This is a genomic window from Pseudomonas sp. MF08875 (genome assembly GCF_059862525.1).
The window spans coordinates 39002-50858 of the sequence record NZ_JCBCUW010000032.1 but is presented as its reverse complement, the minus strand read 5'-3'; the positions used below and the strand labels follow the sequence as shown (position 1 = coordinate 50858).

The window sequence follows — 11857 nt, the reverse complement described above, 5'->3', positions numbered from 1 at the left end:
GGTGTGACAATCCCGGCGCTTAGCTCGTTTTTCTCGTTATCGACGCATCTTTAGTGCGAGTAGGAATTTGAATAGCCTGATATTTCGCAGGGAAATGGGTTTTGCCGGCCCGCGGCCCTTGAACCTGGAAAATGCGGCCCCATATACCGGGACAGAAGTGCGAGTCGAGCTCGCAGACGAAATTGAGAGGAGAAATCTATGGCTGACGAACAGACGCTGGATACGCAAAATCCAGATGCCAATCAGGCTTCCCAGGATTCCAACGAGGATCTCGGGGCTCGTGTGCAAGCGCTCGAGGAGCAACTGGCCGGTGCGCAGGATCAAACCAAGCGCACCGCCGCCGAGCTGCAGAATGTTCTGCGTCGCGCCGATCTGGATGTAGAAAAGGCCCACAAGTTTGCGCTGGAGAAGTTTGCGCGCGACCTGTTGCCGATCATCGACAGCCTGGAGCGTGGCCTGCAGTTGTCTAATCCGGACGACGAGAGTATCCGTCCGATGCGCGAAGGCATTGAGCTGACCCTGAAAATGTTCGAGGACACCCTCAAGCGTTATCAGTTGGAAGCCATCGACCCGCAGTGCGGCGAGCCGTTCAATGCCGATTGCCACCAGGCGATGTCGATTCAAGAGAATGCCGACCTTGAGCCTAACAGCGTGGTCGCCGCATTCCAGAAGGGTTACCAGCTCAACGGCCGCTTGTTGCGTCCGGCAATGGTCGTGGTCAGCAAGGCGCCTGCCGCTGTTGCACCCTCGATTGACGAGCAGGCTTGAAATTAGCCGTAAGGCCCCCATTTATAAGTCAAGCGTTTAAGTGCTACCGCAGATAGCCACCACTGCTGCGGCAACCAAATCCAAAGTTTCGGGAGAGTGAACATGGGCAAAATTATCGGTATCGACCTGGGGACCACCAACTCCTGCGTCTCCGTGCTGGAAAACGGCAAGGCTAAAGTTATTGAGAACGCCGAAGGCGCGCGCACCACGCCGTCGATCGTTGCCTACGCCAACGACGGTGAAATCCTGGTCGGCCAATCGGCCAAGCGTCAGGCCGTGACCAATCCGCACAACACCCTCTATGCGGTGAAGCGTCTGATCGGTCGTCGTTTCGACGAAGAAGTTGTACAGAAAGATATTCAGATGGTCCCTTACAAGATCGTCAAGGCTGACAATGCCGACGCCTGGGTTGAAGTGAACGGCCAGAAAATGGCACCGCCACAAATCTCGGCTGAAATCTTGAAAAAGATGAAGAAAACCGCTGAAGACTATCTTGGCGAAGCGGTGACCGAAGCGGTTATCACCGTTCCGGCGTACTTCAACGACAGCCAGCGTCAGGCCACTAAAGACGCCGGCCGCATCGCGGGCCTGGACGTTAAACGGATCATCAACGAGCCTACCGCGGCCGCTCTGGCCTACGGTATGGATAAGGCAAAAGGCGATCACACCGTGATCGTTTATGACCTGGGCGGCGGTACTTTCGACGTTTCCGTGATCGAAATCGCCGAAGTCGATGGCGAGCACCAATTCGAAGTACTGGCTACCAACGGCGACACGTTCCTGGGTGGTGAAGACTTTGACATTCGTCTGATCGACTACCTCGTCGACGAATTCAAGAAAGAAAGCGGCATGAACCTTAAAGGTGACCCGCTGGCGATGCAGCGCCTGAAAGAGGCTGCGGAAAAAGCCAAGATCGAGCTGTCTTCGAGCCAGTCGACCGACGTCAACCTGCCGTACATCACGGCAGACGCCACCGGTCCTAAGCACTTGAACGTGAAGATTTCTCGCGCCAAGTTGGAAGCCTTGGTCGAAGACCTGGTGCAGCGCACTATCGAGCCTTGCCGCATTGCCCTGAAAGACGCCGGTATCGACGTTGGTGCGATCAACGACGTGATCCTGGTCGGCGGCCAGACCCGTATGCCGTTGGTACAGAAACTGGTAACCGACTTCTTCGGCAAAGAAGCACGCAAGGACGTGAACCCGGACGAAGCCGTTGCCATGGGCGCTGCAATCCAGGGTGCGGTACTGGCCGGTGACGTGAAAGACGTGCTGCTGCTCGACGTCAGCCCGCTGACCCTGGGTATCGAAACCATGGGTGGCGTGATGACCGCGCTGATTGAGAAAAACACCACGATTCCTACCAAGAAATCGCAAGTGTTCTCGACGGCCGACGACAACCAGGGCGCAGTGACCATTCACGTGCTGCAAGGCGAGCGTAAGCAAGCGGCGCAGAACAAGTCGCTGGGCAAGTTCGACCTGGCCGAGATTCCGCCAGCACCCCGTGGCGTGCCGCAAATCGAAGTGACCTTCGACATCGACGCCAACGGCATCCTGCACGTAGGTGCCAAGGACAAGGCGACCGGCAAGACTCAGTCGATCGTCATCAAGGCCAACTCGGGTCTGTCCGAGGACGAGATTCAGCAAATGGTTCGTGATGCTGAAATCAACGCCGAAGAAGACCGTAAGTTTGAAGAGCTGGCCAGTGCCCGCAACCAGGGCGATGCGTTGGTTCACTCCACGCGCAAAATGATCGCTGATGCTGGCGACAAGGTGACTGACGAAGAGAAGACAGCCATCGAAGCGGCAGTGGTTGCCCTGGAAGCCGCCGTCAAAGGCGACGACAAGGCTGCCATCGAAGCCAAGGTTGAAGAACTGTCGAAGGTCTCTGCGCCAGTGGCCCAGAAGATGTACGCCGAACAAGCCAAGCCAGCTGATGGCGCGGCACCGCAAGGCGAGCCGGCGGCTGAAAAAGCTGACGACGTTGTCGACGCTGAGTTTGAAGAAGTAAAAGACCACAAGTAATTAGTTGTTGGTCGGCCGGTTAACTGCATTCAAGCGGTGGCTGGTAGGATGGCGCCGCGCGGGAGCTTGCTCCCGCGTTGGCGTGTCTGGAGCAAGTGAATTTTCACGGTATGCGACTTCGTTCGGATGCTGGCGGTGCGATCGGGAATGCTCCTGCTTTCCGGGCGGCAGTCATCGCGTTTTTGGCCGGGTTCCTGGCTGAAAAATCAAAAGACCAGGATCGTTGAATTGACGTGAGTTGGGTCCGGGCCTGTATTGGGGCTCAACGAGTTTGGCGAAGCTCAGGAGGGGTTTGCCGAACGTCCTTAAGAGTGCAAAGACTTATGGCAAAACGTGACTATTACGAAGTATTGGGTGTGGAGCGCGGCTCCAGCGAAGCGGAGCTGAAAAAGGCTTACCGCCGTCTGGCGATGAAGCACCACCCGGACCGTAATCCGGATAGCAAAGAATCCGAAGATCTGTTCAAAGAGGCCAACGAGGCCTATGAATGCCTGTGTGATCCCAACAAGCGCGCCGCGTATGACCAGTACGGCCATGCGGGCGTCGATCCGAGCATGGGCGGCGGCGGTGCTGGTTTTGGCGGCCAGAATTTCTCCGACATCTTCGGTGATGTGTTCAGCGATTTCTTTGGTGGCGCTCGCGGCGGTTCCCGTGGCGGCGCCCAGCGCGGCAGTGACCTGCGCTACACCCTGGAGCTGAACCTGGAAGAGGCGGTGCGCGGTACCACCGTCAACATCCGTGTGCCCACGCTGGTTAACTGCAAGCCATGCGACGGCTCGGGTGCGAAGAAAGGTTCTTCGCCAATCACCTGCCCGACCTGCGGCGGCATCGGCCAGGTTCGCATGCAGCAGGGTTTCTTCTCGGTGCAGCAGACCTGCCCGCGTTGCCATGGCCAGGGCAAGATCATTTCTGATCCGTGCGACTCCTGCCACGGCGAAGGCCGCGTCGAAGAGTACAAGACGTTGTCGGTCAAGGTGCCCGCGGGTGTCGATACCGGCGACCGCATCCGCCTCTCCGGCGAAGGCGAGGCGGGCGCCCAGGGCGGGCCGACGGGTGACCTGTATGTGGTCATCAATGTCTGCGAACACGCAATTTTCCAGCGCGACGGCAAGCACCTGTTCTGTGAAGTGCCGATCAGTTTTGTCGATGCGGCCCTGGGTGGCGAGTTGGAGATCCCGACTCTGGACGGCCGAGTGAAGCTGAAAATCCCGGAAGGTACGCAAACCGGCAAGCAGTTCCGTGTGCGCGGCAAAGGCGTGGCGCCGGTGCGTGGTGGTGGCGCGGGTGACTTGATGTGCCGTGTTGCGGTCGAGACGCCGGTCAACCTGAGCCGTCGTCAGCGCGAATTGCTCGAAGAGCTGCGCGGTTCCCTTGCGGACGACAACACCCACTCGCCCAAAACCACAGGCTGGTTCGAAGGCGTGAAGCGCTTCTTCGGTGATCTGTAAGGAGCGGCGCATGCGACGTATAGCTGTAATGGGCGCTGCCGGGCGCATGGGCAAGAACCTGATCGAAGCGGTGCAGCAGCGCGCGCCACAGTGCGGCTTGACGGCCGCCATCGTGCGCCCGGGCGGTTCGCTGGTCGGCGCCGATGCTGGTGAGCTGGTTTCCCTTGGCCGCATCGGCGTACCGCTGTGCGGCAACTTGGAAAGCGTGGTAGACGAATTCGACGTCCTGATCGACTTCACGCTGCCCTCGGTGATGCTGAAAAACCTGGAAGTCTGCCGTCAGGCAGGTAAAGCCATGGTGATCGGCACCACAGGCTTGGACGCAGCGCAGAAGCAAGTACTGGCCGAGGCGGGCAAGGACATTGCGATTGTGTTCGCCGCCAACTTCAGTGTTGGCGTCAACCTGTCGTTGAAGTTGCTCGACATGGCGGCGCGAGTCATGGGTGACGATGCGGATATCGAGATCATCGAAGCCCATCACCGGCACAAGATCGACGCGCCTTCAGGCACCGCGTTACGCATGGGCGAAGTGATCGCCGATGCGCTGGGGCGTGACCTTGCCAAGGTGGCGGTGTACGGCCGCGAAGGCCACACCGGCGAGCGCGAGCGCGAAACCATCGGTTTCGCCACGGTGCGTGGAGGTGATGTGGTGGGGGATCACACGGTGCTGTTCGCCACTGAGGGCGAGCGTCTGGAAATCACCCACAAGGCGTCGAGCCGTATGACCTTCGCCAAGGGCGCCGTACGTGCGGCGTTGTGGCTGCAAGGGCGCGAGGCTGGCCTATATGACATGCAGGATGTGCTCGAACTTCGTTGAGATGTAGCTAAAACGGGGCTCTACCTTTAGGCTTGGGCCCCGTTTTCAACCGCTAAGCGATGTTCTGTCGCATTCCTCTGCCTTTAAGGCTCTTTAGCGGTGGACCAAAAAGGCCTTTTTCTGTAAGCTACAGCTTTAGTGTGTCCACTAAAAGCGCGCAGAATAATTCAGTGAAAAAGCGGGGTGACGTGTCCATACGTCACTCCGCTTTTTTGCAACCTGCGATCGCCCTTTCAGGCTTTATTTACGGGAGGTCTTCTTGACTAAGCCAGCCATACTCGCCCTTGCTGATGGCAGCATTTTTCGCGGCGAAGCCATTGGAGCCGACGGTCAAACCGTTGGTGAGGTGGTGTTCAACACCGCAATGACCGGCTATCAGGAAATCCTTACCGATCCTTCCTATGCCCAACAGATCGTTACCCTGACCTACCCGCACATCGGCAACACGGGCACCACGCCTGAAGATGCCGAGTCGGATCGCGTCTGGTCGGCCGGCCTGGTGATCCGCGATTTGCCGCTGGTTGCGAGCAACTGGCGTAGCACGATGCCCCTGTCCGATTACCTGAAAGCCAACAACGTGGTGGCAATCGCCGGTATCGACACCCGCCGCCTGACCCGCATCCTGCGTGAGAAAGGCGCACAGAACGGCTGCATCATGGCCGGCGACAATATCAGTGAAGAAGCCGCCATCGCTGCGGCCCGGGGTTTCCCTGGTCTCAAGGGCATGGACCTGGCGAAAGTCGTCAGCACCACCAAGCAGTACGAGTGGCGCTCCACGGTCTGGGACCTGAAAACCGACAGCCACGCCACCATCGAGGCCTCCGAGTTGCCTTACCACGTTGTGGCCTACGACTACGGCGTCAAGGTGAACATCCTGCGCATGCTGGTCGAGCGCGGTTGCCGCGTGACCGTGGTACCGGCCCAAACCCCTGCGGCCGATGTGCTGGCGCTTAACCCGGATGGCGTGTTCCTGTCCAACGGCCCGGGTGATCCTGAGCCTTGCGACTACGCGATCACTGCGATCAAGGCTGTGCTGGAAACCGATATCCCGGTCTTCGGCATCTGCCTCGGCCACCAACTGCTGGCCCTGGCGTCTGGCGCCAAGACTCTGAAAATGGGCCATGGTCATCACGGTGCCAACCACCCGGTCCAGGACCTGGACACGGGCGTGGTGATGATTACCAGCCAGAACCACGGCTTCGCGGTGGATGAAACCACGCTGCCGGCCAATGTCCGGGCGATCCACAAGTCGTTGTTCGACGGCACCCTTCAAGGCATCGAGCGCACTGACAAGAGCGCGTTCAGCTTCCAGGGGCACCCTGAAGCCAGCCCGGGTCCGAATGATGTGGCGCCGTTGTTCGACCGCTTCATCAACGAAATGGCCAAGCGCCGCTAACGGCTGGCCTTGATGTAGCGAAGCGCCTGCGGGCGGCCCCGGTGCAACCGGCGGCCCCGGCAGGTTCTTCAAAGACTGTTTAAGGCGGTTCCTCCTTCGGGAATGCCGTCGGACCTGCGGATTGAGTGACAACCCATGCCAAAACGTACAGACATAAAAAGCATCCTGATTCTCGGTGCTGGCCCGATCGTTATCGGCCAGGCCTGTGAATTCGACTACTCCGGCGCCCAGGCCTGCAAGGCCCTGCGCGAAGAGGGTTACCGCGTCATCCTGGTGAACTCCAACCCGGCCACCATCATGACCGACCCGGACATGGCCGATGCCACCTACATCGAGCCGATCAAGTGGCAAACCGTCGCCAAGATCATCGAAAAGGAACGCCCGGACGCACTGCTGCCGACCATGGGCGGTCAGACTGCGTTGAACTGTGCCCTGGATCTGGAGCGCGAAGGCGTCCTGGAGAAGTTCGGTGTGGAAATGATCGGCGCCAATGCCGACACCATCGACAAGGCTGAAGACCGTTCGCGCTTTGACAAGGCCATGAAATCCATCGGCCTGGCCTGCCCGCGCTCCGGCATCGCCCACACCATGGAAGAGGCCAACGCGGTGCTGGAGAAGCTTGGCTTCCCGTGCATCATCCGTCCGTCCTTCACCATGGGCGGCACCGGCGGTGGCATCGCGTACAACCGCGAAGAGTTCGAAGAAATCTGCACCCGTGGCCTGGACCTGTCGCCCACCAAGGAACTGCTGATCGACGAATCGCTGATCGGTTGGAAAGAGTACGAAATGGAAGTTGTCCGCGATAAAAAGGACAACTGCATCATCGTCTGCTCAATCGAAAACTTCGATCCGATGGGCGTGCACACCGGTGACTCGATCACCGTGGCACCGGCCCAGACCCTGACGGACAAGGAATACCAGATCCTGCGTAACGCCTCCCTGGCGGTACTGCGCGAGATCGGCGTGGAAACCGGCGGCTCCAACGTCCAGTTCGGCATTTGCCCGACCACTGGCCGCATGGTCGTGATCGAGATGAACCCGCGGGTATCCCGTTCTTCGGCCCTGGCCTCCAAGGCCACTGGTTTCCCGATTGCCCGGGTCGCCGCCAAGCTGGCCATCGGCTACACCCTCGATGAGTTGCAGAACGAAATCACCGGCGGCAAGACCCCGGCGTCCTTCGAGCCGTCCATCGACTACGTTGTTACCAAGTTGCCGCGCTTTGCCTTCGAGAAATTCCCTAAGGCTGACGCTCGCCTGACCACGCAAATGAAGTCGGTGGGCGAAGTCATGGCCATCGGCCGGACCTTCCAGGAATCCCTGCAGAAAGCCCTACGCGGCCTTGAAGTTGGCGTCTGTGGCCTCGATCCGAAGCTCGACCTGAGCAATCCGGAAAGCATGGCGGTGCTCAAGCGCGAACTGACCGTGCCGGGTGCCGAGCGTATCTGGTACGTGGCGGATGCCTTCCGTGCGGGTATGAGCGTCGAAGACATCTTCGCCATGAACATGATCGACCCTTGGTTCCTGGTGCAGATCGAAGATCTGATTAAGGACGAAGAGCGCGTCAAGACCCTGGGCCTGGCCAGCATCGACCGTGACACCATGTACCGCCTCAAGCGCAAGGGTTTCTCCGACATGCGCCTGGCCAAGCTGCTGGGTGTGACCGAGAAGAGCCTGCGCCGCCACCGCCACAAACTCGAGGTCTACCCGGTCTACAAGCGCGTTGACACCTGCGCGGCCGAGTTCGCCACTGACACCGCTTACATGTACTCCACCTACGAGGAGGAGTGCGAAGCCAACCCATCGACCCGTGACAAGATCATGATCCTCGGTGGCGGGCCGAACCGTATCGGCCAGGGTATCGAGTTCGACTACTGCTGTGTGCACGCGGCTCTGGCCCTGCGCCAGGACGGGTACGAGACCATCATGGTCAACTGCAACCCGGAAACCGTTTCCACTGACTACGACACGTCCGATCGCCTGTACTTTGAATCGGTCACCCTGGAAGACGTGCTGGAAATCGTCCGGGTCGAGAAGCCCAAGGGTGTGATCGTGCAATATGGTGGCCAGACGCCATTGAAATTGGCCCGTGCCCTGGAAGAAGCCGGCGTGCCGATTATCGGTACCAGCCCGGATGCCATCGACCGTGCCGAAGACCGCGAGCGTTTCCAGCAAATGGTTGAACGCCTGAACCTACGCCAGCCGCCGAATGCCACCGTGCGCAGCGAAGACGAAGCCATCCGTGCAGCCAGCAAGATCGGCTACCCGCTGGTGGTGCGTCCGTCCTACGTATTGGGCGGTCGGGCGATGGAAATCGTCTACGAAGAAGAAGAACTCAAGCGTTACCTGCGCGAAGCGGTACAAGTGTCCAACGACAGCCCGGTGCTGCTGGATCACTTCCTCAATTGCGCCATCGAAATGGACGTAGACGCTGTCTGCGACGGCACCGACGTGGTGATCGGCGCGATCATGCAGCACATCGAACAGGCGGGCGTTCACTCCGGTGACTCCGCCTGCTCGCTGCCTCCGTACTCGCTGCCCGCCCACATCCAGGACGAAATGCGCGAGCAGGTCAAGAAAATGGCCCTGGAACTAGGCGTTGTCGGCCTGATGAACGTGCAATTGGCGCTGCAGGGCGAAGACATCTACGTCATCGAAGTCAACCCGCGCGCCTCGCGTACCGTGCCGTTTGTGTCCAAGTGCATCGGTGTTTCCCTGGCCATGATCGCCGCTCGTGTGATGGCAGGTAAAACCCTGAAGGAAATCGGCTTCACCAAGGAAATCATTCCGAACTTCTACAGTGTGAAAGAGGCGGTGTTCCCATTCGCCAAATTCCCTGGAGTCGATCCGATCCTCGGCCCGGAGATGAAGTCCACCGGTGAAGTGATGGGCGTTGGCGATACCTTCGGCGAAGCCTTCGCCAAGGCCCAGATGGGCGCCAGTGAAGTGTTGCCCACTGGTGGTACTGCCTTCATCAGTGTGCGTGACGACGACAAGCCGCTGGTGGCGGGTGTGGCCCGTGACCTTATCAGCCTGGGCTTCGATGTAGTCGCTACCGCCGGTACTGCCAAGTTGATCGAGGCGGCCGGCCTGAAAGTGCGCCGCGTGAACAAGGTGACCGAAGGTCGTCCGCACGTGGTCGACATGATTAAGAACGACGAAGTGACCCTGATTATCAACACCACAGAAGGGCGTCAGTCGATTGCTGACTCCTATTCCATTCGTCGCAACGCTCTGCAGCACAAGATCTACTGCACCACCACCATTGCTGCTGGCGAAGCCATCTGCGAAGCGCTCAAGTTCGGTCCGGAAAAGACCGTGCGTCGCTTGCAGGATCTACACGCAGGATTGAAGGCATGAGCATAACCAAGTACCCCATGACTGTTCAGGGCGCTCGCGCCCTGGAAGAAGAGCACGCTCACCTGACCAAGGTCGTCCGTCCCAAGCTCAGCCAGGACATCGGTACGGCCCGCGAGTTGGGTGACCTGAAGGAAAACGCTGAGTACCACGCTGCCCGCGAGCAGCAGGGGATGGTCGAGGCGCGGATTCGTGACATCGAAGGTCGTATGCAGAATGCGGTCATCATCGACGTTACGACCATTCCTCACACCGGCAAGGTGATTTTCGGTACAACTGTCGAAATCGCCAACGTCGAGACTGACGAGCGCGTCACCTACCAGATCGTTGGTGAAGATGAAGCGGACTTCAAGCTCGGCAAGATCTCTGTCGGATCGCCTCTGGCTCGGGCGTTGATCGCCAAGGAAGAGGGCGATGTAGTCGCTGTCAAAACACCCAGCGGTGTGATCGAGTACGAGATTGTCGAAGTTCGTCACATCTGAAGGCGGGCGCCTGCTCCAGGCCGGCGCCATGCTTTGGCAATTGACCCAGATGCTATGGGTCGGTGGCCTCTGGCTGCTCTATCTTGGCGTGCTGCCGGTGCTGGATCGAGTCGGCCTGGCACCGCTGCTGATAGATGAAATCTCACGTTCCCTGAGCACGCTGCTGGTTGGTTTTTCAGCGGCGTGCGTGTGTTTCCAGATTTTGGTGCTGACGCAAGTGCTGGGGCTGCCGGGCTTGTGGCGGGATGTTCGCGGGCAAATGCTGCTGGTCGCTGTTTATGCGAGCGTGATGTACTTCATTGTGCAGTTGATGCTGCCGGATGCATTGCGCTGGCAGTTATTGAACTATCTTGTGCTTGGCATCAGCGGGCTGGTACTGGTGATGCAACCCGTGCCTGGGTGGAGTGGCAGGGTGCGCGAAGCACACCCTTGACTCTTTTTTACTTGAAGCGATGCACGTTCGACAGCTGCTTGTTGGCGCTGAAGTTCTTGCGATAAATCAACGCCATCTTGCCGATGACCTGGACCAGGTCAGCCTTGCCGGCCTTGCAGAGTTCTGCAATGGCAGCCAGGCGCGCTTCGCGATCCAGGATGTTGAGTTTGATCTTGATTAACTCGTGATCGCCTAGGGCGCGTTCGAGTTCGGCTAACACACCTTCAGTCAAACCGTTGTCAGCCACAGTCAAAACTGGTTTCAGATGGTGGCCAATGGATTTGTACTGTTTCTTCTGCTCTTGAGTGAGCGGCATAATCTGACCCCTGCGTCTGATCTTGTAAAAAGCGGCGGCCAGTTTACCCGAGCGAGTCCGGGACCGCCCAGTTAATCACGACCCGATTTATTTTTAGAGGTGGCCCGTGGCCCGTTCCAAGACTAGCCATAACTGGCTGAAAGAGCATTTCAACGATCCCTACGTCAAAATGGCGCAAAAAGATGGATACCGTTCCCGCGCAAGCTACAAATTGCTGGAGATCCAGGAGCGAGACCGCTTGATCCGCCCAGGCATGACCGTTATTGATCTGGGGGCGGCGCCCGGCGGTTGGTCCCAGGTGACCAGTCGTCTGATTGGCGGTCAGGGCCGCTTGATCGCCTCCGACATCCTGGAAATGGACAGTATTCCCGATGTGACCTTCATTCAGGGCGACTTCACCGAAGATGCGGTGCTGGCGCAAATCCTGGAAGCGGTCGGAAATACGCAGGTAGACCTTGTGATTTCCGATATGGCCCCCAATATGAGTGGATTGGCTGCTGTAGATATGCCGCGTGCGATGTTCCTCTGCGAATTGGCATTGGACTTGGCGGGGCGGGTACTGCGTCCAGGTGGTGATTTTTTAATCAAGGTTTTCCAAGGTGAAGGCTTCGATCAATACCACAAGGACATCCGCAAACTGTTCGACAAGGTTCAGATGCGCAAGCCGATCTCATCGCGTGACCGTTCCCGCGAGCAGTATTTGCTGGGGCGCGGTTTTCGTGGGATAGAAGGCGCTGCCAGCGATGAGCGTCTTTGAGTGAGCCGATAGGTTTTTTTGTGTCGCTTTCGTCACGAAGCTTTACGAATATCTTGTAGTCAAA

At 58.7% G+C, this 11857-nt stretch carries 10 protein-coding genes; 9 read left to right on the top strand and 1 reads right to left on the bottom strand.

Going from position 1 to position 11857, the window contains the following annotated elements:
• Positions 1 to 198: 198 nt before the first annotated feature.
• The 8 genes from grpE (at position 199) to AC19YT_RS18605 (ending at position 10720) form a co-directional block, all read left to right on the top strand.
• Positions 199 to 768 (top strand): nucleotide exchange factor GrpE, encoded by a 570-nt coding sequence (gene grpE, locus AC19YT_RS18640; RefSeq protein WP_095105870.1) that lies wholly within the window; start codon positions 199 to 201, stop codon positions 766 to 768.
• 102 nt (positions 769 to 870) lie between these two features.
• Positions 871 to 2790: a molecular chaperone DnaK gene (gene dnaK, locus AC19YT_RS18635; RefSeq protein WP_500598583.1), complete on the top strand. Its 1920-nt coding sequence runs from the start codon at positions 871 to 873 to the stop codon at positions 2788 to 2790.
• Positions 2791 to 3113: 323 nt separating this feature from the next.
• Positions 3114 to 4238, top strand: a complete 1125-nt coding sequence (gene dnaJ / locus AC19YT_RS18630; RefSeq protein ID WP_500598582.1) for a molecular chaperone DnaJ — start codon at positions 3114 to 3116, stop codon at positions 4236 to 4238.
• Between the two features lie 10 nt (positions 4239 to 4248).
• Positions 4249 to 5055 carry a 4-hydroxy-tetrahydrodipicolinate reductase gene (gene dapB, locus AC19YT_RS18625; RefSeq protein WP_095105876.1) on the top strand — a complete coding sequence of 269 codons (807 nt, stop codon included), beginning with the start codon at positions 4249 to 4251 and terminating at the stop codon, positions 5053 to 5055.
• A gap of 259 nt (positions 5056 to 5314) precedes the next feature.
• A complete protein-coding gene (gene carA, locus AC19YT_RS18620) occupies positions 5315 to 6451 on the top strand; it encodes a glutamine-hydrolyzing carbamoyl-phosphate synthase small subunit (RefSeq protein ID WP_095105878.1) in 1137 nt (378 codons plus the stop codon).
• A 135-nt stretch (positions 6452 to 6586) separates the two neighbouring features.
• Positions 6587 to 9808 carry a carbamoyl-phosphate synthase large subunit gene (gene carB, locus AC19YT_RS18615; protein ID WP_500598579.1) on the top strand — a complete coding sequence of 1074 codons (3222 nt, stop codon included), beginning with the start codon at positions 6587 to 6589 and terminating at the stop codon, positions 9806 to 9808.
• 2 nt (positions 9809 to 9810) lie between these two features.
• Positions 9811 to 10287, top strand: a complete 477-nt coding sequence (gene greA, locus AC19YT_RS18610; protein ID WP_095106997.1) for a transcription elongation factor GreA — start codon at positions 9811 to 9813, stop codon at positions 10285 to 10287.
• Positions 10288 to 10315: 28 nt separating this feature from the next.
• Positions 10316 to 10720, top strand: a complete 405-nt coding sequence (locus tag AC19YT_RS18605; protein WP_095105882.1) for an MFS transporter — start codon at positions 10316 to 10318, stop codon at positions 10718 to 10720.
• A gap of 7 nt (positions 10721 to 10727) precedes the next feature.
• Here the strand turns inward: AC19YT_RS18605 and AC19YT_RS18600 are convergent, their stop codons facing one another.
• Positions 10728 to 11036 carry a YhbY family RNA-binding protein gene (locus AC19YT_RS18600; protein ID WP_095105884.1) on the bottom strand — a complete coding sequence of 103 codons (309 nt, stop codon included), beginning with the start codon at positions 11034 to 11036 and terminating at the stop codon, positions 10728 to 10730.
• A gap of 106 nt (positions 11037 to 11142) precedes the next feature.
• Here AC19YT_RS18600 and rlmE point away from each other — a divergent pair, with 106 nt between their 5' ends.
• Positions 11143 to 11793, top strand: a complete 651-nt coding sequence (rlmE, locus tag AC19YT_RS18595; RefSeq protein ID WP_095105886.1) for a 23S rRNA (uridine(2552)-2'-O)-methyltransferase RlmE — start codon at positions 11143 to 11145, stop codon at positions 11791 to 11793.
• The last annotated feature ends 64 nt before the right edge of the window (positions 11794 to 11857 follow it).